Below are 24,385 nucleotides of genomic sequence, written 5' to 3' on the forward strand. Positions count from 1 at the left end.
CAACTTTGTGTGGGCCGCAATAAAAGCTGAAGAGAGCCGCTGGTGGAAAAAAACAGGATGCGAGTTGTCACCATTGCTTACATAAAATATCAGGCGTCCTGAATCGAAATTCGCCTATTTTGGCGCAGTATGAGCTGCTGAGACAAACTCACCAGACTTTGTGAGCACCACATAGAGCTTCCGCGTGGCGGCAGATTTGATGGCAGGATTGTCGAACGTCACTACCCAGCTCTGGGTTCCGCCAATCATCCGGGCCTCGGTTTGAATGGCTTTGGCCTTGCTCCAGCTTGACGGTAATTTGGCTTGGGTCACCAGCTTTATCACGGCGTCCTTGGCCGTTTCAGCCATTGGCTTGCGCTCGGCGCCTTGAGGCATCTCATCGTGCCGGGGGTGACCAAGGGCGGGACCGGCAACAGTGGCCAGGGCGGTAAGTGCAACTAGTAAATTACGCATTTTTATGTTCCTATTCTTTCAGTTCAAATTTCGAGAATTGCCCGCTGGCGGAGACGGTGATGGTGACCGGGCCTTCTGTCCGATTGCGCCAATACCAACCATGCGTGCCATCAAATGGCGCGCGAAATTTGCCGGTGGAGGAGGCTTTGGTCCCTTTGTCATAGCTGGTATATTCGTCTGAAGCGGCTCCGAATACCTCCCCATGCTGGTCATAGTTGACCTTGCTGCCGTTGGCGGTTGACCAGGAGAAATCAAATTCCTCGCCGGCCGTCATTGTCGCTTTCACTTCCCGCCCTTCGCCAGGCTGCAGAGTGAGCGTAACCTCGCCCTTCTGAAAAGTGGCTGTCGTTTCGCCGCCAACCGGCTCGGTTTGTGGCGAAATAGCTGCGCCCACAGGGATTGCGCTTTCTGCTTGCTGTTCAGCCTGCTTGCCATCGCCCATTGCCGTGAGTCCCAGCGCGCTGCCAACACCGGTCGGATCAATGCCATATTCGGCAGGAAGGATGGCAGTCACCAGCAGGATTGCGGCGGTAGCGGCTGCAAATGCAGTTGCCTTGTTCAATTGCCGAACGGAAGGAAGCTCCGAGCGGGTAGATGTTCCAATATCTGTCATGTTAGTCCTTTCAAGCGACATAATAGCCGGTAAGCTGGTATCCAAAGAGCATGAAACCCGCGATCATCAGGGCGACGTTGGCGGCGAACGCATGGCGGCCAAAACTGGCGGTGCGGCGCCAGTATCCCATCGCAATCAATATTGCACCGAGGGCCAGGAATTGCCCGATTTCGACACCGACATTGAAGGATATGAGATTGATCAACAGGCCATCGGGCGACAAGGCAAATTCCTGCAATTTCGTCGCAAGACCGAAGCCGTGGAAGAAACCGAATATCAGGACCGCAGCCTTGGTGTTGGGCTGAAAACCGAACCAGCGCTGATAGGCGCCCAGATTATCCAGCGCCTTGTAAACCACCGACAGCCCGATAATGGCATCAACCGCATAAGAGCTTATGTTCGTGCCGAGCAAGACGCCTGCAAGCAAGGTCGTGCTGTGGCCGATCGCGAACAGGGTCACATAGGCAGCGACATGCTTGATCCGGTAGAGGAAGAAGATGACACCGAACAGGAACAGCAGATGGTCATAGCCAGTGACCATATGCTTTGCGCCCAGATAGAGGAACGCGATGATCTGCGGGCCGCTGGTTTGTTCGATGTAACCCTGATCGCCCTCTGCGACGCCGTGGGCATAGGCCGTGGTTGCGAAGGCCATGCACAATAGCATGGCCAGCAGGGCTCTGACCGAAAATTTAGATCCGGATGTTTTCATAAAATTCCTCATGTTGTTTGTTCTGCAGGCATATTCGTCTCTCTTCTTTCAGCGCGTCCGTGGATCAGCCTATACAATGCAGGCAGCACGATCAGCGTCAGGATGGTCGAGGAAATAATTCCTCCGATTACGACAGTGGCAAGCGGGCGTTGCACTTCCGATCCGGCTCCGACGTTCAGAGCCATCGGCACAAAGCCGAGCGATGCCACCAGCGCGGTCATCAGCACAGGACGCAGCCGGGTGAGGGCTCCTTCGCGAATGGCTTCTTCAAGCGCCATGCCGCGCTCCCGCAGATCGCGTATGAAGGACAGCATCACCACACCGTTGAGCACCGCCACGCCTGACAGGGCGATAAAACCAACCCCTGCTGAAATTGACAATGGGATGTCGCGAAGCGCCAGGGCAGCCACGCCTCCGGTCAGCGCCAACGGCACTCCGGAAAATACGATGGCCGCATCACGGGTCGAACGGAACAGCATGAACAGCAGCCCGAAAATCAGCATCAGCGCAAGAGGCACGACAATCTGCAATCTTGTAGCGGCCGACTGAAGCTGCTCGAATGTCCCGCCATATTGAACATAATAACTTTCCGGCAATTCGACATCGGTCTCGATCTTGGTTCGCAGTTCGGTGATGAACGATCCCAAGTCGCGTCCGCGGACATTGGCGGTGATGACGGCCCGGCGTTTGCCGTTTTCCCGGCTGATTTGGTTGGGGCCAACAGAAAGCTCGATATCGGCGACTTCCGACAAGGGCACGAATTCGCCGATAGCCCCGCGCGTAATCGGGATTGGCAGGCGCCCAAGCTGGTCGAGATCCGTGCGGGTGGTTTCGGGCAAGCGAACGACAACATCGAAGCGCCGGTCCCCTTCAAAAACCTGCCCCGCGTTGCGCCCGCCGGTGGCGGTTGCTACTGCATCCTGCACATCGCTGATATTGATGCCATAGCGTGCCAGCAATTCGCGGTGCGGTGTCACCGACAGAACAGGAAGCCCGGTTACCTGTTCCAGCTTTGTGTCTTGCGCGCCAGGAATCGACTCAACTATGTTCCCCGTCAGCACCTATGTCACCAAATTGATGTTGTGAATTAAGGAGTGTTTTGGTTTCATCGTAGTGACGAAGGAACGAAGCATGAAACCAAAACACTCCACCGCAAAAAAGCCCGCAGAGCGGGTGGTTAAAGATATCCGCCGTGCGACCCGCCGGCATTTCTCAGCAGAAGACAAGATACGGATCGTGATCGACGGCCTGCGCGGTGATGACAGCATTGCCGAGCTGTGCCGCAAGGAGGGCATAGCGCAGAGCCTGTATTACACTTGGTCGAAGGAGTTCATGGAAGCCGGCAAACGTCGGCTGGCCGGTGACACGGCCCGTGCTGCAACCAGCGATGAAGTGAAAGACCTGCGGCGGGAGTCGCGTGATCTGAAGGAATGCGTGGCCGACCTGACCCTCGAGAACCGTCTGCTCAAAAAAAGCATGATCGCGGATGGGGACGACGACGCATGAGATATCCGGCATCGGAGAAGCTTGAGATCATCAGGATCGTCGAGCAATCACATCTGTCAGCGCGCAAGACGCTGGATAAGTTGGGGATCCCGCACCGAACCTTTTACCGCTGGTATGATCGGTATCTGGAAGGGGGGCCTGAAGCGCTGGCTGACCGGCCATCGGCTCCAAGCCGGGTGTGGAACCGGATCCCTGCCGAAGTGCATGACCAGATCATCGATCTGGCGCTGGAACGTTCGGAGCTCAGTCCACGCGAACTGGCGGTGACGTTCACCGATGAACAGCGCTACTTCGTGTCAGAAGCCACGGTTTACAGGCTTCTGAAGGCCCACGACCTGATCACCAGCCCCGCCTATGTCGTGATCAAAGCTGCTGATCGATTCCACACACCGACCGTGCGGCCCAACGAGATGTGGCAGACAGATTTTACCTACTTCAAGATCATTGGCTGGGGGTGGATGTATCTATCGACGGTGCTGGACGATTACTCGCGCTACATCATCGCCTGGAAGCTTTGCAGCACCATGCGGGCCGAGGACGTCACCGACACGCTGGACATGGCTCTGGAAGCTTCAGGCTGCGACCAGGCAGCAGTTATGCACAAGCCACGGCTGCTCTCTGACAATGGCCCGAGTTACATTGCGGGTGAACTGGTAGAATATATCGAAGCACAGAAGATGAGCCATGTACGCGGCGCCCCCTTCCATCCGCAAACACAGGGCAAGATCGAACGCTGGCACCAGACTTTGAAGAACCGCATCCTGCTGGAAAACTACTTCCTGCCAGGGGACTTGGAAACGCAGATCGAGGCGTTCGTCGAACATTATAATCACCAGCGCTATCACGAAAGCCTGGGCAACGTTACGCCTGCCGATGCCTACTTCGGCAGAGCACTCGCCATCATCAAAAAACGAGAAAGGATCAAAAAACAAACCATCGAACATCGGCGCTTGCTACACCGCAAGCTTGCCGCTTAATATCAACCAACCAGATGGAACCAATGCTCCGTTAATTTACGCAGCCTTCAGTGCCAAATGTTCTGACGACGGACACTAGCATATGTCAGGACCGAGCGTCCATTGCCTGTCATCCAAACTGTAGGCCTAGGCTTATATTTGGCTCTATCGCGCGCACCTTTGCCAAGGCTGCGGCTAACGCCGGTCCGCGGGCCAACGACTGTTCCCTGTGACGACATTTTGCGGATGCCGAAGCGGTAAGCTTCTCGGGGGTCAATTCCCTTCAGCAAATATTTGCGGATAGCTACACTATTGCGAGCAACTTGAATGTCTACTGAGCCGTCGGGCGCCGGTTGATGGTTCTGTGACCGCTTTCGTGGCGGTTCTCCCTTATTTTCCAAGCTTGTAATCCAGCGGGGAACGAGATCTGTAAATTCTTCGATCAATTGCTCAGGCACATGAACCTGCCAGTGAACATGATCGTGTCCGTGCTCAGGGTCTTGCTCGCGGCTATATACATAGGTCGGGGGCACGCATATCTCCAACTGCTTGCACCTAGTCCTCAACCACCGGCAGAACCGCTGGTTCCTCAGCTCTTTGAAATTGTCATGGCCCGTTTCAGTAAGATCCCAATTGATCGTCACATACATATTGAGCTCGAATTCGGCATTAACATTGCTGTTCGGATACGTCCTAGCTGACTGTTGCCCCCCAACTTGTTTTGCAAATCTCGTCGCGTGATGAAGATTGCGAGCTGCAGCACGGCTAATATACTTTGATGATTTATTTTTTTTGGGTTTTCTAGAATGTTGCACAATGATCTCTAAGTTTGTTCCTGTAATAGACATAGAGCTCTTAGGATGAGGAAGTTGCTTTACAAAGGCACGTTTTAAGCAGTGATCCAATCTGGCACAGATTTGATCTAGGTATTGGGAACTAACAAATCGAGATGCTGTGACGTGACCCCCAGCTTTCCTCCAGCTGGGATTAGAGCCGAGCCGCATTGTTGCGCATGAGAGCGGTTGGAGCAATGGGCTGCGTAGCGGAGCCCATAGGGCCTGGCGAAGCTATCCAGTTCAGCGGCGAACGCCGCCGGTGTTGCGTAGCCAGCGATGAGTGTGGTCTCTCATGGTTGTAGTCTTCCATCCAGGCAGCGATCTCGACCCGGGCATGCGCCACGCTGAGGAACAGCGCCAACTAATTGCTGCCCCAAAACATCCATTCGTTCGAGTTCGGCGAGCCGCCGATCACGTTTGGTGAGTAGATTACCCCGCTACCGAGGATCCTCTTGCCATTGTGGCGACCCGACCGTTCAGGGCTTTATCGGTTTCGGCATTGCTTTTCTTCGGAACCAAAAACTCCACACGGCCAGGCTACCCAGCAGTGCCATTGCAAAACCGGCAATAGTCTGCGCAACTTTATAGACCCTACCGCCAACCTTTGCCGCATGAAGTGGATAGGCGAGATTGAATAGCTGCAATCCGGGCGGCATCGCGAGCGCATCTTTAGCCCGAAGCAGATTGCCGCTGGCTCCGTCGAACCAGATGATCGTGCGGCCATTATTGTGCCATTCACCCGGCCGCTTCAACCGGATGGAAACGGGATCGCCCGTTTTTCGCGGCAGTCCGATAATACGGATAGTGGCATCAGGAAAGCGCGCTTGCGCCGCTGCCATGATGCGAGGCCAATCGGCATTATCCGCAGGTCCCGCGGTCACTTTCGGCGGTTCGATTGCCGACTCCATTTCAGCTGCGCTGGAGAAAGGCGACAGCAAAAGTTCAGCGACCGGCTTGAGCGTCATCATCACACCGGTCAACATGGTGAGGAACAGCAACGGCGCGAGTATCACGCCCATATCGCGGTGTTGCCTGACGATCGCGGGTCTTGTCATTCTGGCAGGCCATAGGCGCAGACTGAATTTCTTTCGTGTCGGCCACCACAATATCAATCCGGTAATGATGAACCCAAACCCGACCAGTCCGGCAATGCCGCTGACCGTCTCTCCCGCTTCCCCGACAAGCAGATGGTGGTGCAGATCAAACAGGAAAATTTCCGAGCGAGCCCAGATGCTTTCCCATGACGCCATGGCAGATCCATTCGCATCGGCATAAAAGCCGCTGTCCGGTCCGGTGCGCACCGTGTGGAGGGTAATATCGCTATTGGCAAAAACGATGGAGGTCGGTGCCTGGGTCGGCCCAGCCAGAATATTCTGCGTAAGTGCGGCAAGTGTGGCCGGGTCGGTCTCCACAACAGCTTCCGCCGACACCGTGAGACGCAGCCAGGCGCCCTTCCACAACAGCAACGCACCGGTCAGGCCGAGCAGTGCCAGCAGCAGACCGATTAATCCGCCGGCCCAACGATGGATCGACGCGACCAGCTGCATCAGAAGCTATATTTCCAGCCCAGCGTGAACGCACGTCCACGGCCGGATACATAAGTGCTGTCATTCACGAAGGTAACCGTCTGCGCATAATAGGTAATATATTGCTTATCGAGAATATTCTGGACCCCTAGGCTGAAATCACCAAAGTCGTTACCTGTGTATGACAGTGCAAGGTCAACCAGTGTAAATCCGTCAAAATCATTCTGTGGCAATCCGCCTTCGAATGTCCGGTCAAAAAAGGTCGATGACTGAAGCCGTGCTGACAGACCACCGGCAATCGGACCTTCGATAAACAGATTCAGCCGGTCTGGTGAAATATTGCGTCCGTCGAGGTCACGGTCGACGATATTGTCGCCATCGCTGTCGAAGCGACCGTAGAGTTTTGCAAAATTGGCACCGAAGCCAAAGCCGGATGGGAAATGGTAATCGGCAGCAAATTCAAATCCGGAAATCTCGGTGCGTTCCCGGCGGATTTGTCCAGCGCCATTGACCACCTGAATCCGCGAACCCAAATCGGAATTGGACCAGAAATAGCTGGCATCGAGGTTCAGGCCGTGTTTGTGATAGCCCGCCCCGATTTCGATATTGTCGGCAATGACCGGTTGCAGATCGATGAGATCGGCCACCGTTTGTCCGGGCGTGTTGACCGAACGCAGAACCAGGCCGGCGTCCGGCATGGTGAAGCCCTGTGCATAGGATGAAAAAAATGTCAGCCCTTCCAGCGGTTCAAGGACGATGCCGGCATTTCCGAGCAGCTTGTCGAACGTCAGCGAAGAGCCTTCGACAAAGGTGGATCCGGCGCTCGCGATTGTCGTGAAATCGGGCACGTCCAGCGCCACATTCTCATAGCGCAGCCCGCCGGAGAGACGCACGGCCTCGTTGAGGAAGGTCTGCTCGAGTTGCACGAAGGGCGCGAATTCCTGGAATTTCAGTAACGGCACCCAGAGCCTGTCCGTCTGTGCCAGTTCCTGAAAGGTCTCGTCATGCAGATAGTCGGCACCTGCCGCGATCTGCAGCCCGTTCCATAACGTATCTTCGCGCACATAGGTCAGCTTTGCACCATATTTTTCCGATGCCAACGCTGATTGGTCGAACAGGCTGCCCGCTGGCGCAATCGACACATCCTGAAACACCGGGAACGCATCTCCCCCATATAGCGCGTAGAAATCATAATAATATCCCGCGAGCGACAGCTTGCCGCCGAACAGGTCTTTGTCGGTGTAGGACAGGGCCAGATTTACGGCTTCATTGTAAGTGGGATCTCCAGCGGGAACGCCGCGTGTGCTGGTTGCGGGAATACCTGCTACAATGTCGCCGTCGATGCGAAAATAATCGCCGTCACCCGCAAGATTGAAATAATTGGCCGTCAGTTCGATCCGCTTGCTGTCATCAATGTCGAGACCAAACTTCCCGAAGACATTGTAGGAAGTGGTGTCGGCAAGGTCGCCCTGTGTGGGATCCACGCCCACGGCGTTGCCGTTCCCGTCATAATATAAGTCGTTTTTCTGGTAGGCCCCCGCGACGACAAAATCCACAGCACCAGTTTTTTGACCCACCAGACCCGTGAGCCGTGTGTGAAAGCCGTTGTCTTCAAAGTCGTCGGTCGAGATTTCGGCGGAAACTTTCGCCATCAGGTCGCCATTCGTTGGCGGGGCGACGGTGACATAATTGATGACACCGCCAGTCGCGCCCACGCCCTGGATGGCATTGGCACCGTAAATCACCTCGACGCGGTCGACAAAGGCGGGGTCGATGGTGAATCCGCTGCGCTCACCGTTGCGCAAGGGAGTCGATTGCGGAATATTGTCGAGAAGGTAAAGCGGCGTGCGCCCGCGCAGGGTAACGCTGCTGCTGGTCATCTTCTGCCGTCCCGGGGTCAGGCTGGGAATGGAAAAACTGAGGCTGTCGAGCAGGCTGGTGCTGACCGACAATTGCTCGTCGATCGTGTCGCGGTCAATGACGCGAACGCTGTTCGGAATGGCGCTGATCGGTTTGTTGACGCGCGACGCGGTCACGATAATTGCGGGTTTGAATTCGTCTGCCCCGCGAACATCGTCATCTCGTTGATTTTGATTTTGCGATTCTGGCTCGCCGCCATCCTGTGCCCATGCGACAGGAGAGTGCATGGCAAACAGCAATACCCCGAAAGCTGATAAGCCTTTGAAATGCGGTGTCCGATTCACGATATAATTCCCTGTCTAATCCCTAAGTGCTATTGCGAATTAATAGCAATAGCAACAAAGGTCAACAGTCTTATTTACTTCTTTCGTATATGTTCGAGTGAGTGGAATGGTTGTAGCCCTGCCATTATGTTGCAAACTGGCGGACCGCCTGCTTTTCACAACTCTCGATTTTAAAGCAGACAGGCCGCAAACGGCCCAACCGTATTGAGTTTTACGACGAGACTGCGCGTATGGACAATCATCTCACCAACCACTGCCGCCACAGGTAAGTCTTTGACAAGTGGCGAATTATCGCACGCGACTGTCGTCTCGCAGGCAGCCGTGATTTGTTCGGTAGGTTTGGGGTCGGGCAGCGCTAGTGCCGGATCGGCAGCGCGGGAAGTCAGGCAGAAAAATATATAAGGGCGGCATGACGCCCAGTGGGCCGAAAGCGGATAAGGCGATTGGGTCGGATTCGTGGCAAAAACAGACAGTCTGTCTATAACTCTATTGCAGACACTCTTCGATTGAGACGTAACCATGAAGTGGACCGATTGGGCAAGCTGCCGTCGTCATCGATCCGTTGCTGTCTGGTTTGGACTGTCGAGCATGATGCAGATTTCGCGTCATAGCATCGAGCCAAGATCAGAGCCGACAGAAGGATAGGCCGCGACCATCTGCTTAAGATCTTTAGTGGTCAGACCAAGCCGAATGGCCATGCCGAAGAAATTAATGATTTCGCCATATTCGGGGCCGAGCAGATGCGCGCCGAGGATCGTGTCCTTGTCGTCATCGATGATGATCTTGGTTGCCGCATAGGTCTCGCCAACGCGAAGGTTGGAATACCATTTGCCTGTGTCGTATTCGACAAGACGGACATTGTGACCGGTTTGCCTGGCTTCTTCTTCGAGCATTCCCACGCGGGTCAATTCGGGGATCGTAAATACCGCGCTTGGCACACCCCGGTAATCGGGTTTGGTGTGATTGCCTTTGAGCATGTTGGATGCGGCAACCTTCCCTTCGAATACGGCGACCGGCGTTAGCGGTGCACCTCTTGTATCTGCCGCATCACCTGCAGCGTAAATGGCGGGGTTGGACTCGCTTTGCAGATAGGCGTTGACCGCAATACCATTGTCCCCGGTCTCGATATTAGCTACGGCCAGACCGAGATTATCGATCGCCGGAACCCGGCCAGCTCCGTGGACAACGAGATCGGCGCGCGAGTCTTGCGTTTTGCCGTCCACTTCTATCGTGACGACAAAGTCCGCGCCGTCTTTTTTGATCGATTTGAGAGCGGTGTTCCGCCGCAGTTCGATCCCGATTTCCTCGCCGCGCGCGACGAGCTTTTCAACGAGGCCGGCATCGAACCCTTTAAGCGGTCGATCGCCCCGATCTATGGTGCACACCTCACTGCCAGCCCGTGAGGCAATATGGCCGAACTCGAACGAGATGAAACCGCCGCCGATGAAGAGGATGCGTTTGGGCAGCGCTTCCAATCGCATGAACTGTGTGCTGTCGATCAGAAATTCAGCGCCAGGGACATCGAGCGGACGGGGCTTCGCACCCGTCGCAATCAGAAAGTGGTTTGCCTTGAACAGTCCTTCCCCTTCGATCTCGATAGTGTCCCTATCGACGAAGCACGCGGTCCCGTGAAGTGTGGTTACGCCTTTGCTCTCCAGACCACTTTCTATCCTGTCGGGCATTTTGCCGGTGAAGCTCTTGGTGAAGGCAACCAGATCGGGCCAGTTGATCGCGATACCGTTCGGCTCGATGCCCTTACCCTTCATTAGGCGGGCCGCATCGATAATTTCGGCACCGCGCCGTAGCATCTTTTTCGGATCGCAGCCGCGCAATGCGCAAGTGCCCCCATAGGGCAGCTCATCGATGACGGCGACCGACCAGCCGCTTGCCGCGCATTTGTTGGCGGCATTGACCGCCGCCATGCCGACGCCCAAGACGATGAGATCAAATTCTCGTTTGCTCATGTCATTGGGTCCCGCAGCATTCCGCATCTGTAGCATTGGCGCGCGCTTCCTGAATTGGCGGACAGGGAATGGTGCCGAACGAACAGAAGACGCAGCAATCGCCCTGATTGGGGCGGAGTTTCTCGCCACAACCATTGCAATCATAGAAAAACCAGCAAGAATTTGTCGGCATAATTTCGGTTTCGCAGTGTCCGCAATGCGGGCAGGTAAGCGTCGATTTAAGCTGCATACGGTGCTGCCGATCTATCAATCATTATCTCGTTCACAGGTGGAGCTCATCATTGCGCTCGGCCGGATAACCGGCGTTGGTCGAGGCTGCGGCAATGGCACCGGCCGTCGTTCGCGCAGGATCGAAGTTCGCAGTTGCCGTTTTCGTCTCGTAATCAATTGTCACATCATGAACACCGGCAACGCCTTCCATCGCGCGACGCACGGTTATCGGGCAGGTTGCACAGGTCATATTCTCCACGGAGAAGCTTGCCGTTTGCAGCGTGGCCGGGCTCTGTGCGACCCTCTCACCAATGGGATCCGACATCAGCGCGGCTGCCCCGATGCCTACTCCGCCGATGGCCAACACAACAACGGCGGCAATCTGTGTGTTCTTCATCTGTCTAACTCCTAATAAAATAGCGGCGCCCACCAATCGACCGTAGCAGAGCCGAAAATCAAAGCAGCCGCCAGCCACAAGGCGCTCTTCACGATCAAACTGGTTTCGGGCCGCGCGCAATATATTCCATCTTCGCAAGGTTCTGCGGAGCGAAAATAGACTTGCCGGAAACCCAGCCCGAGAAAAACGACGGCGATGGCGATAAATACCCATTTATATGGTTCGAGCATGGTCAGATTGCCGATCCATGCACCGCTGATGCCGAGCGTGACGAGCATAAGGGGCGCGAGGCAGCAGGAGGAGGCTAGCAAGGCTCCAAACGCGCCCCCGGTCGCCCAAAATTGCTCCCTACCTGCTTTGGTTTGCTCGCTCATAAGAACAAGTATAAGCTCTGTAGTAACTACAGGTTCAAGAGAAAAAACGAGAGGGTCATGGCAAAACAGTTCATTAAGCGCGGAGAGCTCGCCAAAATCACTGACCGCAACATCGAAACCATCCGATATTACGAAAAGATCGGCTTGCTGCTCGAGCCGAACAGGAGCGCGGGCGGCCATCGGCTCTATTCACGCGACGACCGCGCTCGGCTCGGCTTCATCCTGCGCGGCCGCGACCTCGGTTTTTCGATCGAGGAGCTGAAAAGCCTGCTGAGTCTTGTCGATTCTTCCGACTATAGCTGCGGCGAGGTTTTGGAACTCACACGCGATCATTTGGCAAGTGTCCGGCAGAAAATCGTTGATCTGAGAAAGCTTGAACGCACGCTCACTGATGTCTCGGCTCAGTGCGAAGGCGGCGATGTCCCCGATTGTCCAATCATTGATGCGCTATTCGGACATGAGGCCGGATTGTTCGACTAAGCGTCGAGAAGCGTGGAGTCATGGCCAAAGTCTCGAACCGAATGCGAGCGGCCTTCTTCGCACTCCAATTGCTGCCAATATCTGGCTTAGCACAGGTGCTGTCAGCCGACTGCCAGCCCTGAGACCTGATCCACCAAAAGCACCTGAATGGCGACGACCGTATTGCAACCCCGTGTTATGGCTGCGAAGAAGCGGCATGACGGCATTCGCATACATCGCTGCAGCCATAGCCGAGATAGCCGGGTGTTTCGCATTCTGGGCCTGGCTGCGCATGGACAAGTCTATCTGGTGGATTGTTCCAGGCATGATGGCTCTGGCGCTGTTTGCCTACCTCCTGACGCTAATAGAGGCTGAACATGCCGGGCGCACATACGCCGCCTACGGTGGTGTTTACATCGTTTCAGCAATTGGTTGGCTGTGGTTGATCGAAGGGGCCAAACCGGACCGCTGGGACCTCGTTGGCGCAGCTGTTTGCCTTGGAGGCGCAGCTATCATTCTGTTCGGGCCGCGAGCAGTATAATTTGCGACCTACTTCCGCTTGCCACCCAATTACAGCGATAGACACGCATCGGTTCAACGACTGCTTAAGGATGTTCGAGAATCCTTAGCTGATGTCCAAGGCTGAGGCGCATATCGGACCGATGGTAATTGGGCGGACTGACGGCTTGCATATCTCACTGCGTAGAAGCCGCCATTCGGCAGTTGAGGCGCAGGACGACATTGGCCTGAAATCTGTTGCAATCGGCCTCCTCGCCACTTAGGCTGCACATGTGTCGATCTTCAAGACCTTTGCTGTGATATGCACCCTACTCAGCCTGTCTGTGCAAGGGGCGGCCTATGCCGCCGCGATGCCTCAGGCCGAGATGATCCAGACCATGGATTGTGCAGAAATGGCATCTCACGTCGCCGACGGTCCGGATGACCGGCAGGCACAAGATACCGAAAAGCCCTGTGATAATATGACCCTCGGCTGCCTTGTCGCTATGGGTTGTATTGCGCCGCTTTCCCTTTCGGGGATTTCTGATATCGACCTCGGATCGCATGGTCTCGTTTCAGCGTATACCGTCGCTTTGGCGGATAAACTCCATGGCAAGCCAACGCGGCCCGAATCCCCCCCTCCACAAATGAGCCTCCTGGCGTAACAGCGTTCTGCGGGGGCAGGCCCCCCGGGGTGCGCTGCTGCGGACTTCTGCTCCTGTGTATCCGTTGTGATGGTTACACAGGTTCGATGATCGTCCTGTCGTTACAGGACCAATGCGAGGCAATTTGATGGATTGGAAAGTTTTTTGGGTGCTGGCGGTTACGCTGGTCGTGGTCCCCGCCGCTCAGGCACAACCAATCGGCTATGAAGAAGCGTTGCGACAAGCGCGGCTGGAGCAACCCGTGCTTGAAGCGCGTGCGTTGCAGGTTGAAGCACAGCGCCAATCTGTCGAGGCCGCAGATGAATTGCCAGATCCGGTGTTGAGAGGGGGAATCGTCAACATGCCGGTCAGCGGCCCGGCTGCCTTCAATCTCGACCGCCAGCTGCCCAGCCAGATTCAGGTCGGAGTGGAACAGGCAATTCCCAATCTCGCCAAGCGGCGCGCGCGGGCAGGAATGGCTGAATCGGATGTCCGTGTATCGGAAGCACGACTAGGAATGGCCAGTCGCGATGTGGTCTTGGCGGCTGGCCAGGCCTGGATATCGCTGAGCTATGCACAGCAGCGGCAAACGGTCGCGAAAGGCGCGCTCCGGGATTTGCGCACGCTGGTGCCGGTGGCCCGCAGCGCGGTCGCGGCAGGATCGGCGCGCCCCGCCGAAAGTCTTGAAATCCGGCGGGCGCTGCTGGATATTGATGACGCCAGCACCCGGATCGAGGCCGATCAGACGGCCGCACAGGCCCGGCTCGCCCGCTATGTCCCCGGCGAAGACGTGATCGCGCGAGGGACGGCACCGTCGGCCGAGATTGATCTGGAGCGATTGCGCACCAATCTTGCGCGCAATCCGGAAATTGTCGTGGCGGATGCCGCTGAAGACAGGGCGACAGCCGCGATCAAACTTGCCCGGGCAGACAAGCGACCAGATTTTGGTGTCAGCGCGAGCTTTGGACGGCGCAATCCGGATTTCGGCAATGCCGTTTCGGTCATGGGTTCGATCACACTGCCCCTGTTTACCGGCCGCCGACAGGAACCTCGGATTGCTGCAGCTGAAGCACAGGCCATGGCCGCCATGGCGGAGCGAGAGGATGCATTACGCGCGGTCACTGCTGAATTTGAGGCTGATCTGGCCATGTGGAGAAGCGCGGTCCGCCAATGGCAGCGATCGCGCGAGGACTTGCTGCCGCTGGCGCGCAACCGTGCTGACCTCGAAATGGCCAGCTTTGCCGCCGGCCGCGCTGACCTGATCGACGTTATTTCTGCCAGAACCGCACTGGCATTGCTCGAGCTTGAAATTCTGGAACGGGAGGAGGCTGCCGTCCAGGCTGCCGCCAAGTTGCGCCTTACCTATTCGGAGGAAACGCCATGACCAAGATATCGCTATCTTCGCGGCAACGCACCATTGCAGGGGTTGCAGCGGTCGCCCTGGTTGGCGTGGCGGCGGGCTATGGCCTATCCTTCCTCGGCGGGGCTGACGATGGGAATGGCAATGCCACGGCAGTGGCAGACTGCGAGGAGGTGCTCTACTGGTATGATCCGATGGTGCCGGGCCAGCGCTTCGACAAACCCGGCAAGTCCCCCTTCATGGATATGCAACTGGTGCCCAAATGCGCTGGGGGCGGGGCGGACCAGCCGGGTGTGAGCATCGATCCGGCGCTGGTCCAGAATCTGGGTATTCGCACGGCCGTGGCAGAGCGGGGCATGCTCGAGACGGAAACCACGGTGACCGGAACAATCGCCTATAACGCCCGCGAGATGGCGGTCGTGCAACCGCGGTCGAGCGGCTTTGTCCAGCGAACCTATGGCCTGGCGCCGGACGACGTAGTTCGGCGCGGCGCCCCGCTGGTTGATCTGCTGATCCCGGAATGGGGCGGCGCACAGCGCGAATATCTGGCAGTCGCCGCCACTGGCGACAAGGCCCTTACTGGTGCCGCCCGTCAGCGGTTGCAGTTGCTCGGGATGCCGGAGAGCATGATATCTGCAGTGGCCCGCAGCGGCCGTCCAAGGTCCGTCATCACGATCACCGCGCCTGTTTCTGGCGCGGTTACCATGCTTGCGGTGCGGCCCGGCATGAGCGTTAACAATGGCCAGACGCTGGCCGAAATCACTGGTCTCAACCCGATCTGGCTGGAGGTCGCTGTCCCCGAAATCCAGGCAGGTGATGTCAGGATCGGGCAGACTGTTCGCGCTACATTGACGGCCTATCCCGGCGAACTGTTCACCGGCCGGATCACGGCCATTCTGCCAAGCGCGCAGGCCGACAGCAGAACGCTGACCTTGCGGGCAGAGATACCCAATCCGAATCTCAGGCTGAGACCGGGAATGTTTGCGAGCGTGTCGCTCTCGCCCGACCGGCGCGAGGCGGTGCTGATTCCATCCGAAGCGGTCATCCGAACCGGCAAACGCACGCTGGTGATGTTGGCGCAAGGCGAAGGCGGGTTCCGTCCTGCGGAAATCCGCATCGGCCGCGACGCAAGCGGGAAGACCGAGGTTCTAGCCGGTCTGACACCGGGCGAGAAAGTGGTCGTATCGGGCCAGTTCCTACTCGATTCGGAAGCCAGTCTTGGCGGCGTGGATGTCCGTCCGATTGACGAAGCAGCGCAGGCGGGAAACGGAAAAGACGCCGGAGATCAGCAAAAGCTGCAGCGCTACAGTGCCGATGGCACGATCGAGAAAATCACCGCGCGGAGCGTGACCTTGCGTCATGGGCCGGTGTCGGCGCTTGACTGGCCGGCGATGACCATGGCTTTCGCAATCGAAAAACCGGCCCAATTGCGAGGGTTCAAACGCGGTGACAAAGTGACCTTCCGCTTCATTCAGGCAGACAGCGGTCCACAGATCATCTCGATCCGGAAGCGCGGCCAGTGATCGCAAGGATCATCGACGCATCGATTGCGAATCGGCTATTCGTGATACTGGCCGCTATCGCGATCACTTTGGCCGGCATGTGGGCAGTGCGCACCACGGCGGTCGATGCCTTGCCGGATTTGTCCGACGTGCAAGTTGTCGTCCGCTCGAACTTTGCTGGGCAGGCGCCGCAAATTGTAGAAGACCAGGTCACCTATCCGCTCGCGACCACCATGCTTTCGGTGCCCGGCGTGCAGACCGTTCGCGGCTATTCGATGTTCGGTGACAGTTTCGTCTATATCATCTTCGAGGATGGGACCGATCTCTACTGGGCGCGCTCGCGCGTGCTGGAATATCTCAGTCAGGTTCAGGACGATTTACCTGATGGCGTGACCCCGGCACTTGGCCCCGATGCGACCGGGGTAGGGTGGATTTACGAATATGCGCTGGTCGATCGCACCGGCGGCCATGATCTGGCGGGGCTTAGAAGCCTGCAGGACTGGTTCCTGCGCTATGAACTCAAGACCATTCCCGGCGTGGCCGAGGTCGCCAGTGTGGGCGGGATGGTGAAGCAATATCAGATCGTGCTCGATCCTTACCGCATGGCATCGTTCGGGGTGACGCATGGGGAAATTGTCAGCGCGGTCCAGTCGGCCAATCAGGAAACCGGCGGGTCAGTGGTGGAGATGGCGGAGGCCGAATATATGGTGCGCGCCTCCGGTTATCTCGGCAATCTCGAGGATTTTCGCAGGATCCCGCTCAAAACAACATCCGGCGGGGTGCCGGTCACCCTCGCTGACGTCGCGCATATCCAGCTCGGGCCGGAACTGAGGCGCGGGATCGCTGAACTGAACGGAGAGGGAGAAGTCGCAGGCGGCATCATTGTGTTACGTCAAGGGGCCGATGCGCGCACTGCCATCGCATTGGTGAAAGACAAGCTGGACGAATTACAAGCCAGCCTGCCCAAGGGTGTCGAGGTTGTGACAACTTACGACCGCTCGCAACTGATCGATGCATCGGTCAGCAACCTGACCACCAAGCTGATCGAGGAGTTTATCGTCGTCGCCATCATCTGCGCGTTGTTCCTGTGGCATGCGCGATCGGCATTGGTGGCGATCATCACGTTGCCACTCGGGGTGCTTGCTGCGTTTATCATCATGCGCTTTCAGGGGGTCAATGCGAATATTATGTCGCTGGGCGGAATTGCCATTGCCATTGGTGCCATGGTCGATGCCGCGATAGTCATGATCGAAAATGCCCACAAGCACCTCGAACATTGGACGGATGAAAACCCTGATACCGAACTCCAGAGCAACGAGCGTTGGCGGATAGTGGCGGATGCCTCGAAGGAAGTAGGCCCGGCGCTGTTCTTCAGCCTGCTGATCATCACCCTGTCCTTCCTGCCCGTGTTCACCCTGCAGGCGCAGGAAGGCAGGCTGTTCGCTCCGCTCGCTTTCACGAAGACCTATGCGATGGCGGCGGCCGCGATATTGTCGGTCACCCTCGTGCCCGTGCTGATGGGCTGGCTGATCCGCGGGAAGATCCCGCGCGAGGACAGTAATATCATCAACCGATCCCTGACCCGCGCCTATCGTCCGGGCCTGGACTGGGTGATGCGGCGTCCGAAGGCTACGCTGGTTATCGCAGCCCTTGTCTTTCTGACCGCCGCCATTCCCTTCTCGCGGCTGGGCGGAGAATTTCTGCCGCCGCTTGACGAGGGCGATCTGCTCTACATGCCGAGTGCCTTGCCTGGTCTTTCACCCGGTCAGGCGTCCACACTGCTTCAACGAACCGACCGGCTGATCAAGTCCGTGCCGGAGGTTGAAACCGTGTTCGGCAAGGCCGGCCGGGCGGACACCGCGACCGATCCGGCGCCGCTGACGATGTTCGAAACGACCATCCGGTTCAAGTCGAAGGACAAATGGCGCGAAGGCATGACTCCCGACAAGCTGGTCGAGGAGCTCGACCGTGTGGTGCAGGTGCCGGGCCTTGCAAATGTGTGGGTGCCGCCGATCCGCAACCGCATCGACATGCTCGCGACCGGGATCAAGAGCCCGATCGGGGTCAAGGTATCGGGCGAAAATTTGGCGGAACTGGAGGATGTTGCACTGCACGTAGAAGGTGTGGCCAAGAAAATACCCGGCGTCAGTTCGGCGCTGGCGGAACGGCTGACGGGTGGTCGCTACATCGACGTCGATATCGACCGGATGGCGACGGCGCGCTACGGACTCAACATCACCGATGTGCAACAGATTGTTTCTGGCGCAATCGGCGGGGCAAATGTCGCTCGCACCGTAGAAGGACTTGCCCGTTACCCGATCAATGTCCGTTATCCGCGCGAAATTCGCGACAGCGTCAGCGAATTGCGCCAACTGCCGCTGCTGACGCCGATGGGGCAGCAGATCACGCTCGGCACCGTCGCCAACATCGCTGTCAGTGATGGTCCGCCGATGCTAAAAAGCGAACAGGGTCGACCAACCAGCTACGTCTATGTCGACGTGCGCGGGCGCGACCTTGCCTCGGTGGTGGCGGATATCCAGCAGGCTGTTGCAAGCGAGATTGACCTGCCGCCCGGCGTCAGCCTCTCTTATGCCGGGCAATTCCAGTATCTCACCCGCGCCTATGAACGGCTGCAGATCGTGGTCCCGGCCACGCTGGCCATCATTTTTCTGCTGCTATACGTGATTTTCCGCCGTCTGGATGAAGCGCTGCTGATCATGGGGACACTGCCGTTTGCCCTGACCGGCGGGTTCTGGCTGCTTTATCTGATGGGCTACAACCAGTCGGTGGCGACGGCCGTCGGGTTCATTGCACTAGCCGGAGTGTCGGCCGAATTTGGCGTGGTGATGATGATCTATCTCAAGGCTGCGCTTGACCGGCGGCAGGGTGAACATACCGCCGAAGAGGTCAGCGCCGCGATCCGCGAAGGCGCGCTGCTCCGAGTGAGGCCAAAGGCAATGACCGTGGCCGTAATCCTCGCCGGCCTGTTTCCGATCCTGATCGGCACCGGTGCGGGCTCGGAAGTGATGAGCCGCATTGCCGCGCCGATGATCGGCGGTATGATCACCGCGCCTTTATTGTCGATGTTCGTATTACCCGCAGCCTATCTTTTGCTGCGACGTCCCCGGGTCACCAAGCCCAAACCAACCGAAGGAGAAGAAAAATGCGTAACCCAACCTGGCTAATCCTACTGGCACTTCCGCTGTCGCTAACCGCTTGTGACAATAGCGAAAACGTCGAAATGCCGATGGAAAGTGACGACATGCCGATGGCTGCTGACGGCATGCCCATGGCCACTGACGAAATGCCCATGAACGGGGATGATATGCCGATGACCGGCGATGTGCGCACGGCAAGCGGCGAAGGCACGGTGACAGCCATTGATGCCGCGGCGGGCACGATCACGCTCGATCATGGACCGGTCGCGGCGATGGGCTGGCCTTCGATGACCATGGCCTTCGATATCGCCCCAGAGGTCCGCGATCAGATAGCCATTGGCGACAAAGTCGCGTTCGAGTTCGAGGCAAGCGATGCGGGCAACCGGATCACCTCGGTTAGCAAGAAATAGCCTGAACGGCTGCCGGGCGATGCCTGGCAGCCGATCGCATATTGTATCGGGCAGGCCTGATGAGAGCTTTGGTGAACAGGCCGAGCTCTTCGGTGAACTCGGAAAGAAGGTCATAGCTTACGCTGAGATCAGCTAGTGATCGTTAACGTTTTCTTCGCCGCTACTGTGACCGACATGCCCGCCTCCATGATCGTGCACGCTACTCATCTCCCGAACTCGTCGCCTCTGCGGTGCTCCGTTCCAGCCTCATCATGAACATCCATGTGCGCATCGCGTAGAATATCGATTCCACCGTAAAGGGCGACACCGGCAATCGCTATTCCCACTACCAGATCGGGCCAGTTCGAGCCGGTCAGCATGACAAATATCCCGGCGATGATAATGCCGCCATTCGAGATGAAGTCGTTGAAGCTGAATGTCGTGGCGGCTCGCAGATTGACATCCTTTGCCTTCATCTTTTGCAGCAACCGCAGGCAGATCAGATTCACCACAGCGGCCACCGCAGCCATCGCAATCATCATGACACCGCCGGGATCGGACCCTTCCACGAAACGCCGGATGGCATCGGCAATGACGCCGCCCGCAAAGACGAGAAGCATGACGCCGGAAAAGCGCGCGGCACCGCGCTTCCAGGTCCGGGAACGAGCAAGCGCAAGCAGGCTCAGCGCATAAACGATTGCGTCCGACGAATTGTCCAGCCCGTTCGCAAGCAGCGCATTGGAATCGGCGAAGTAGCCGACTGCGAAGAACCCTATTGCAATGGCGACATTGAGCCAGAGGACGATCCATAAGGTGCGGCGCTTGTCGGCGGAATCGAGATTGATTTCTCCTTCGCCGCTCATGTGGCACTGCCACCGTTACGAACCCAGCTTTCGGCAGCATTGCGCTTGGCGGGTGCGAAGAACCTCATCTCCGCGCGGAAGAGCGGATCAAAGATCTTCGTGCCCCATTCTTGCCATTTACTGTCGCCGATGATCGCGATCCGGCCAAATTGATCCTTGTGCCGCACATCGAATTCTATATCGCGCCAGAGGCCGGAAATATCCCATCCATCAAAGTCTGGAGCCAGTTCGATCATCATTGGAATCGTCCCGGCTTTTTTCTCGGTGATCCTCTCAAAAAGCGGCACGAAGCTATCGTAATTTTGCTTGGTAAGCGTTCCGCCCGCCTTAATTTGAAGTATTCCGTCTATTTCCTGTGCTTGCAGCATTGTCCTTCCTTTCCCAATCACCAATCAACGGCCCGAGGTCAATTGGGTTGCCTTGCCGTTTTGGCAGGACGGAAGTGAGAGGTAAAAGATTGTCATCCTTAAACATCCATCGGTATCGTTCTTACGAATTCATCATTCACAGCGTTTTGCTTTTTTCCTCGAGACTTTAGCGCTCGACTGCCGCAAACCACACGGTCTGATGCGCATTTTTCCGATAATAAGGATCGAAAGAATAATCATCCCGTTACCTGGGATTCGAGTGATATGAGACGGCCCATAACTCGGACCTAGCGTCACTCACTAGCCACAAACAGCACCAACTTAGTCCAAAAATCCAACCGCCCAGCACATCGCTTGGCCAATGGACGCCCAAGACAATCCTCGACGTGCCGATCAAGGCCGCCAATATGAGCGCACAACAAATCAGGGAAAACCGCCCATATCGCCCTGACACGACTGTAAATAGCGCCAGTGCGATAAGGACGTAGACGATGGTCGAGTTTGCGGCATGACCGCTTGGAAAACTCGCAGAACTGGGATCAGAAAAATATTCTACAATCGAAGGTCGTGGTCTGCCGAAAAAATCTTTTAATAAGGATACTGCCCAAAATCCGCTGAGAGATAAAGCGGCCAATAGTAGTGCATTGTAATAGGCTTTGTTGGCGATCAGAAGGAAAGATACTGCAAATATCACCAGAAGCAAGAAGGTTGAATCTCCCAGAAAGCTGATGGTGCGGACAACTTGGAGAAGCCAGTCCGGGCCTATCAGTATATCCGAATTTCCCGGCGACCGAAAAGCGAGCAAAATGGTTCTATCGATCGCATCAAAATAACCTTTCGCTACCTCGGACCAGAATACCAAGAAAATTCCGGTTAGAATAAATGACGGTGCCAATTTGAAACCGCGCTGAAAGCTTATCAGACGAATGCTCATATCTTCACTCGCTTTTTAAATTCTGAATTAAGTCTGCTTGATTGCGTAAAACTCAGCTCAAGTCTGATGCAAATCACAATCTCGCTGTTTACATCCATGAGCACGGGCACGATGGCTGCGCCGGTTAATTTTCTTTATATCCCAGCAGGCGTAAGGCATTTATGACCACGACAAGCGTCGATCCTTCATGCATCACGACAGCGGGGCCAATGCCCAAGCCAAACAGTGTAGCCGGTATTAATATTGCCACCACGCCGAGACTGATCCACAGATTTTGACGGATTATGCCACTTGTTGATCTGCTAAGCCCAACGGCAAAAGGCAATGTTGCCAGATCATCTGCCATCAACGCGATATCTGCCGTTTCAAGCGCGACATCTGAACCAGCGGCTCCCATGGCTATTCCGACGCTTGCATTGGCCATCGCTGGAGCATCGTTCACACCATCACCAACCATCGCGACTCCGCCCTGATCGCTCAGTTCAGCAATTTTCTCGACCTTGTCATCCGGCATCAAATCACCGAAGGCTTTATCAAGACCCACTTCCAGAGCGATTGCGTCCGCGACTTTCTGATTGTCGCCCGAAATCATCATCATCCGCGTGATTCCGATCGAGCGGAGCTTGTTTATCACTTCGGACGCTGAAGCGCGGGGCGTGTCCATAAGGCCAAGAACACCAAGAAATTCGCCGCCACGCCTGACAATCATGGTGCTGCGACCGCGTGAAGACATTTCGTTTACTTTTTGGGTGACATTTTCAGGAAGCGAATCCTGATCATCGTTGAGAAACAGCCCCGCTTTCCCGATCAAGACATTTTGGCCATTGATTTTGGCAGAAACGCCTTTGCCTGTTATGCTCTGAAAATCGGAAGCGATCAAATCCCATGTTCCGAGACGCTTTTCTGCAGCCCGCACGATAGCTTGCGCCAGAGGGTGATCACTATGCACCTCGACAGCGGCAGAAATAGCAATAAGTTCGTCTGCTCCAATTTCTCCGAAAGGCGCTGTTTCGACCAACTCCGGTTCGCCAATCGTAAGGGTTCCAGTTTTATCAAAAGCGATCGAATCAAGCTTGCCCAGCATCTCGAGAGGCGCGCCGCCCTTTATCAGAACACCGCCGCGCGCCGCACGGGCAATACCGCTTAAAACAGCGCTGGGTGTTGCAATAGCCAGCGCACAGGGGCTGGCGGCAACGAGGACTGCCATCGCCCTGTAAATGCTATCGGAGACTGGCTCGTCTATCACCAACCAAGAAAACCCAGTTGCGATTGCAAGCAGAATGACAACCGGCACAAAAATCCGCTCAAACTTATTGGTGAAGCTCTGCGTTGGCGATTGACGCGTCTCCGCATCGTTCACCATTTCGACAACCCGGGCCAATGTGGTTTCCGACGCCAATCGGGTGACTTGCACTTCGAGGCTACCGCTTCCGTTTATGGATCCGGCGAAAACTCTATGTTCGGATTTGACTTTTTCGGCTGCTTTGGCCGCCGCTGCAGCGTTGTCGACCGGAAGCTTGTCGACCGGGACGCTCTCACCGGTTATGGGTGCCTGGTTGACGCTGCTCACCCCTTTGACAACAAAGCCGTCCGCTGGAAGTCGCTCGTTGGAACGGATGATTACGATATCACCGATTACCAGTTCAGCCACCGGCAAACGCAGTTCCTCGCCATCTCTGCGGACCACCGCCTCCTCGGGAGCAAGGTCAGATAGTGCGGATATGGCATTGCGCGCGCGCGCCATTGCATAATTTTCAAGTGCATGGCCGATGCTGAACAGGAATAATAGAAATGCTCCCTCTGCCCATGCACCGAGCCACGCCGCTCCGCCGGCGGCAACGATCATGAGAAAATCTATTTCAAATTTTCGACGCCTGATCTTTTCAAATGCTTCGAGGATTGTAAAATAACCGCCGAAAAAATAGGCCGCCACCAAGAACCAGAAACCGATACTCGCAGACAGGAGATTGATTTGTGGTCCAAGCCACCCGGCAAGAAGGGCTGCCCCGCAGAGTCCTGCAAAAACCATTTCTGCACGACCACCAAGCAAACTGTCGATTGACCCTCCGTGTGAGTGATCCGAATTTTCCGAATGCTTGCGGTGCTCATCGGTCATTTCTGTTCTGCTGCTCGGTTGAGAACATCGACCTGTTCGAGGCTGACAAGCCCGATCCCTCGCAGATCGTCTAGCTGAGTGTAGAAATCTTCCAGTCGTGCCCGGGCATCGATTATTTCGATCACTACTGGCGGGTTATCGCCGATTCCGAACGCATGACGTTCATGAATGATGGAAGACGAAGAGAACCCCATTATCCCTTTCAGGACGGTGCCTCCGCGAAGACCATAAGTCCTGGCCCGAGCAATAATGGTGGTAACAACCGTCTCATCCCCATGCATTGCGGCTTCATCGGTATAAATCCGCATGAGAGATATTTGTTGCGGCTTTGGCATTATGCACT

23 protein-coding genes and 2 pseudogenes are annotated in these 24,385 nt (G+C 56.4%); 8 read left to right on the top strand and 17 right to left on the bottom strand.

Annotated features, from left to right (window positions below; translation table 11 throughout):
• Positions 1-114: 114 nt before the first annotated feature.
• The 4 genes and pseudogenes from SPHFLASMR4Y_RS14340 to SPHFLASMR4Y_RS14355 form a co-directional block, all read right to left on the bottom strand.
• The gene (locus SPHFLASMR4Y_RS14340) at positions 115-453 is read right to left on the bottom strand and encodes a DUF6488 family protein (RefSeq protein WP_089134156.1); all 339 of its coding nucleotides are present in this window, start codon (positions 451-453) and stop codon (positions 115-117) included.
• Positions 454-463: 10 nt separating this feature from the next.
• Positions 464-1,066 (bottom strand): hypothetical protein, encoded by a 603-nt coding sequence (locus SPHFLASMR4Y_RS14345; RefSeq protein ID WP_089134157.1) that lies wholly within the window; start codon positions 1,064-1,066, stop codon positions 464-466.
• A 10-nt stretch (positions 1,067-1,076) separates the two neighbouring features.
• Complete coding sequence (locus tag SPHFLASMR4Y_RS14350; RefSeq protein WP_313906747.1) at positions 1,077-1,721, bottom strand: HupE/UreJ family protein; 645 nt, start codon at positions 1,719-1,721, stop codon at positions 1,077-1,079.
• Positions 1,722-1,786: 65 nt separating this feature from the next.
• Positions 1,787-2,824, bottom strand: a pseudogene (locus SPHFLASMR4Y_RS14355) (efflux RND transporter permease subunit); the annotation flags it as partial.
• Positions 2,825-2,909: 85 nt separating this feature from the next.
• Between SPHFLASMR4Y_RS14355 and SPHFLASMR4Y_RS14360 the strand changes: the two are divergent.
• Positions 2,910-4,261, top strand: a protein-coding gene (locus SPHFLASMR4Y_RS14360) for an IS3 family transposase (protein WP_089132006.1) whose coding sequence is annotated in 2 segments (ribosomal slippage) — positions 2,910-3,246 and positions 3,246-4,261 — 1,353 coding nt in all. Because the reading frame shifts where the segments join, the coding sequence is not laid out codon by codon here.
• A gap of 47 nt (positions 4,262-4,308) precedes the next feature.
• Here SPHFLASMR4Y_RS14360 and SPHFLASMR4Y_RS16935 read toward each other — a convergent pair.
• The 8 genes and pseudogenes from SPHFLASMR4Y_RS16935 to SPHFLASMR4Y_RS14400 all read right to left on the bottom strand — a co-directional run bounded on the left by SPHFLASMR4Y_RS16935 (position 4,309) and on the right by SPHFLASMR4Y_RS14400 (position 11,751).
• Positions 4,309-5,088, bottom strand: a complete 780-nt coding sequence (locus tag SPHFLASMR4Y_RS16935) for a hypothetical protein (protein WP_145955550.1) — start codon at positions 5,086-5,088, stop codon at positions 4,309-4,311.
• A gap of 139 nt (positions 5,089-5,227) precedes the next feature.
• Positions 5,228-5,431 (bottom strand): annotated as a pseudogene (locus tag SPHFLASMR4Y_RS14370) (integrase core domain-containing protein); the annotation flags it as partial.
• Between the two features lie 121 nt (positions 5,432-5,552).
• Complete coding sequence (locus tag SPHFLASMR4Y_RS14375) at positions 5,553-6,623, bottom strand: PepSY-associated TM helix domain-containing protein (protein ID WP_089134159.1); 1,071 nt, start codon at positions 6,621-6,623, stop codon at positions 5,553-5,555.
• On the bottom strand, positions 6,623-8,638 hold the full coding sequence (locus SPHFLASMR4Y_RS14380) for a TonB-dependent receptor (protein WP_186265952.1): 2,016 nt from the start codon (positions 8,636-8,638) through the stop codon (positions 6,623-6,625). The genes SPHFLASMR4Y_RS14375 and SPHFLASMR4Y_RS14380 overlap by 1 nt, the downstream gene beginning before the upstream one ends.
• Positions 8,639-9,411: 773 nt before the next feature.
• Positions 9,412-10,770: a dihydrolipoyl dehydrogenase family protein gene (locus SPHFLASMR4Y_RS14385; RefSeq protein WP_089134161.1), complete on the bottom strand. Its 1,359-nt coding sequence runs from the start codon at positions 10,768-10,770 to the stop codon at positions 9,412-9,414.
• 1 nt (position 10,771) lies between these two features.
• Positions 10,772-10,999, bottom strand: a complete 228-nt coding sequence (locus SPHFLASMR4Y_RS17430) for a GDCCVxC domain-containing (seleno)protein (protein WP_089134162.1) — start codon at positions 10,997-10,999, stop codon at positions 10,772-10,774.
• A gap of 33 nt (positions 11,000-11,032) precedes the next feature.
• The gene (locus SPHFLASMR4Y_RS17190) at positions 11,033-11,377 is read right to left on the bottom strand and encodes a heavy-metal-associated domain-containing protein (RefSeq protein ID WP_186265953.1); all 345 of its coding nucleotides are present in this window, start codon (positions 11,375-11,377) and stop codon (positions 11,033-11,035) included.
• Between the two features lie 11 nt (positions 11,378-11,388).
• Positions 11,389-11,751 (bottom strand): mercuric transporter MerT family protein, encoded by a 363-nt coding sequence (locus tag SPHFLASMR4Y_RS14400; RefSeq protein WP_089134163.1) that lies wholly within the window; start codon positions 11,749-11,751, stop codon positions 11,389-11,391.
• 57 nt (positions 11,752-11,808) lie between these two features.
• Between SPHFLASMR4Y_RS14400 and SPHFLASMR4Y_RS14405 the strand changes: the two genes are divergently transcribed.
• The 7 genes from SPHFLASMR4Y_RS14405 (at position 11,809) to SPHFLASMR4Y_RS14435 (ending at position 19,782) form a co-directional block, all read left to right on the top strand.
• Positions 11,809-12,231 (top strand): MerR family transcriptional regulator, encoded by a 423-nt coding sequence (locus SPHFLASMR4Y_RS14405; RefSeq protein ID WP_089134164.1) that lies wholly within the window; start codon positions 11,809-11,811, stop codon positions 12,229-12,231.
• A gap of 196 nt (positions 12,232-12,427) precedes the next feature.
• Positions 12,428-12,751, top strand: coding sequence for a YnfA family protein (locus SPHFLASMR4Y_RS14410; RefSeq protein WP_089134165.1), 324 nt, complete (start codon positions 12,428-12,430; stop codon positions 12,749-12,751).
• A 250-nt stretch (positions 12,752-13,001) separates the two neighbouring features.
• The gene (locus SPHFLASMR4Y_RS14415; RefSeq protein WP_089134166.1) at positions 13,002-13,373 is read left to right on the top strand and encodes a hypothetical protein; all 372 of its coding nucleotides are present in this window, start codon (positions 13,002-13,004) and stop codon (positions 13,371-13,373) included.
• A 127-nt stretch (positions 13,374-13,500) separates the two neighbouring features.
• Complete coding sequence (locus SPHFLASMR4Y_RS14420; RefSeq protein WP_089134167.1) at positions 13,501-14,736, top strand: TolC family protein; 1,236 nt, start codon at positions 13,501-13,503, stop codon at positions 14,734-14,736.
• Positions 14,733-16,235, top strand: coding sequence for an efflux RND transporter periplasmic adaptor subunit (locus tag SPHFLASMR4Y_RS14425; protein ID WP_089134168.1), 1,503 nt, complete (start codon positions 14,733-14,735; stop codon positions 16,233-16,235). The genes SPHFLASMR4Y_RS14420 and SPHFLASMR4Y_RS14425 overlap by 4 nt, the downstream gene beginning before the upstream one ends.
• Positions 16,232-19,399 carry an efflux RND transporter permease subunit gene (locus tag SPHFLASMR4Y_RS14430; RefSeq protein ID WP_089134169.1) on the top strand — a complete coding sequence of 1,056 codons (3,168 nt, stop codon included), beginning with the start codon at positions 16,232-16,234 and terminating at the stop codon, positions 19,397-19,399. Before SPHFLASMR4Y_RS14425 ends, SPHFLASMR4Y_RS14430 begins: the two co-directional genes overlap by 4 nt.
• Positions 19,378-19,782: a copper-binding protein gene (locus SPHFLASMR4Y_RS14435; RefSeq protein WP_260806985.1), complete on the top strand. Its 405-nt coding sequence runs from the start codon at positions 19,378-19,380 to the stop codon at positions 19,780-19,782. Before SPHFLASMR4Y_RS14430 ends, SPHFLASMR4Y_RS14435 begins: the two co-directional genes overlap by 22 nt.
• A gap of 203 nt (positions 19,783-19,985) precedes the next feature.
• On the opposite strand, the gene SPHFLASMR4Y_RS14440 is transcribed toward SPHFLASMR4Y_RS14435, so the two are convergent.
• The 5 genes from SPHFLASMR4Y_RS14440 to SPHFLASMR4Y_RS14460 all read right to left on the bottom strand — a co-directional run bounded on the left by SPHFLASMR4Y_RS14440 (position 19,986) and on the right by SPHFLASMR4Y_RS14460 (position 24,377).
• Positions 19,986-20,624, bottom strand: a complete 639-nt coding sequence (locus SPHFLASMR4Y_RS14440) for a cation diffusion facilitator family transporter (RefSeq protein WP_089134170.1) — start codon at positions 20,622-20,624, stop codon at positions 19,986-19,988.
• Positions 20,621-20,992, bottom strand: a complete 372-nt coding sequence (locus SPHFLASMR4Y_RS14445) for an STAS/SEC14 domain-containing protein (RefSeq protein WP_089134171.1) — start codon at positions 20,990-20,992, stop codon at positions 20,621-20,623. Before SPHFLASMR4Y_RS14445 ends, SPHFLASMR4Y_RS14440 begins: the two co-directional genes overlap by 4 nt.
• A gap of 244 nt (positions 20,993-21,236) precedes the next feature.
• Complete coding sequence (locus SPHFLASMR4Y_RS14450; protein WP_089134172.1) at positions 21,237-21,926, bottom strand: phosphatase PAP2 family protein; 690 nt, start codon at positions 21,924-21,926, stop codon at positions 21,237-21,239.
• Between the two features lie 124 nt (positions 21,927-22,050).
• Positions 22,051-24,042, bottom strand: coding sequence for a heavy metal translocating P-type ATPase (locus SPHFLASMR4Y_RS14455; protein WP_089134173.1), 1,992 nt, complete (start codon positions 24,040-24,042; stop codon positions 22,051-22,053).
• On the bottom strand, positions 24,039-24,377 hold the full coding sequence (locus SPHFLASMR4Y_RS14460; RefSeq protein WP_089134174.1) for a DUF190 domain-containing protein: 339 nt from the start codon (positions 24,375-24,377) through the stop codon (positions 24,039-24,041). Before SPHFLASMR4Y_RS14460 ends, SPHFLASMR4Y_RS14455 begins: the two co-directional genes overlap by 4 nt.
• Between the last annotated feature and the right edge of the window lie 8 nt (positions 24,378-24,385).

Source organism: Sphingorhabdus sp. SMR4y (assembly GCF_002218195.1).
GTDB lineage: Bacteria > Pseudomonadota > Alphaproteobacteria > Sphingomonadales > Sphingomonadaceae > Parasphingorhabdus.

What these genes read in the sequence shown, in the direction of transcription:
- SPHFLASMR4Y_RS14340 (WP_089134156.1), bottom strand. Translation starts at nt 453, where the DNA reads ATGCGTAATTTACTAGTTGCACTTACCGCCCTGGCCACTGTTGCCGGT.
- SPHFLASMR4Y_RS14345 (WP_089134157.1), bottom strand. Translation starts at nt 1,066, where the DNA reads ATGACAGATATTGGAACATCTACCCGCTCGGAGCTTCCTTCCGTTCGG.
- SPHFLASMR4Y_RS14350 (WP_313906747.1), bottom strand. Translation starts at nt 1,721, where the DNA reads ATGGCCTTCGCAACCACGGCCTATGCCCACGGCGTCGCAGAGGGCGAT.
- SPHFLASMR4Y_RS16935 (WP_145955550.1), bottom strand. Translation starts at nt 5,088, where the DNA reads ATGTCTATTACAGGAACAAACTTAGAGATCATTGTGCAACATTCTAGA.
- SPHFLASMR4Y_RS14375 (WP_089134159.1), bottom strand. Translation starts at nt 6,623, where the DNA reads ATGCAGCTGGTCGCGTCGATCCATCGTTGGGCCGGCGGATTAATCGGT.
- SPHFLASMR4Y_RS14385 (WP_089134161.1), bottom strand. Translation starts at nt 10,770, where the DNA reads ATGAGCAAACGAGAATTTGATCTCATCGTCTTGGGCGTCGGCATGGCG.
- SPHFLASMR4Y_RS17430 (WP_089134162.1), bottom strand. Translation starts at nt 10,999, where the DNA reads ATGCAGCTTAAATCGACGCTTACCTGCCCGCATTGCGGACACTGCGAA.
- SPHFLASMR4Y_RS17190 (WP_186265953.1), bottom strand. Translation starts at nt 11,377, where the DNA reads ATGAAGAACACACAGATTGCCGCCGTTGTTGTGTTGGCCATCGGCGGA.
- SPHFLASMR4Y_RS14400 (WP_089134163.1), bottom strand. Translation starts at nt 11,751, where the DNA reads ATGAGCGAGCAAACCAAAGCAGGTAGGGAGCAATTTTGGGCGACCGGG.
- SPHFLASMR4Y_RS14405 (WP_089134164.1), top strand. Translation starts at nt 11,809, where the DNA reads ATGGCAAAACAGTTCATTAAGCGCGGAGAGCTCGCCAAAATCACTGAC.
- SPHFLASMR4Y_RS14410 (WP_089134165.1), top strand. Translation starts at nt 12,428, where the DNA reads ATGACGGCATTCGCATACATCGCTGCAGCCATAGCCGAGATAGCCGGG.
- SPHFLASMR4Y_RS14420 (WP_089134167.1), top strand. Translation starts at nt 13,501, where the DNA reads ATGGATTGGAAAGTTTTTTGGGTGCTGGCGGTTACGCTGGTCGTGGTC.
- SPHFLASMR4Y_RS14425 (WP_089134168.1), top strand. Translation starts at nt 14,733, where the DNA reads ATGACCAAGATATCGCTATCTTCGCGGCAACGCACCATTGCAGGGGTT.
- SPHFLASMR4Y_RS14435 (WP_260806985.1), top strand. Translation starts at nt 19,378, where the DNA reads ATGCGTAACCCAACCTGGCTAATCCTACTGGCACTTCCGCTGTCGCTA.
- SPHFLASMR4Y_RS14440 (WP_089134170.1), bottom strand. Translation starts at nt 20,624, where the DNA reads ATGAGCGGCGAAGGAGAAATCAATCTCGATTCCGCCGACAAGCGCCGC.
- SPHFLASMR4Y_RS14445 (WP_089134171.1), bottom strand. Translation starts at nt 20,992, where the DNA reads ATGCTGCAAGCACAGGAAATAGACGGAATACTTCAAATTAAGGCGGGC.
- SPHFLASMR4Y_RS14450 (WP_089134172.1), bottom strand. Translation starts at nt 21,926, where the DNA reads ATGAGCATTCGTCTGATAAGCTTTCAGCGCGGTTTCAAATTGGCACCG.
- SPHFLASMR4Y_RS14455 (WP_089134173.1), bottom strand. Translation starts at nt 24,042, where the DNA reads ATGACCGATGAGCACCGCAAGCATTCGGAAAATTCGGATCACTCACAC.
- SPHFLASMR4Y_RS14460 (WP_089134174.1), bottom strand. Translation starts at nt 24,377, where the DNA reads ATGCCAAAGCCGCAACAAATATCTCTCATGCGGATTTATACCGATGAA.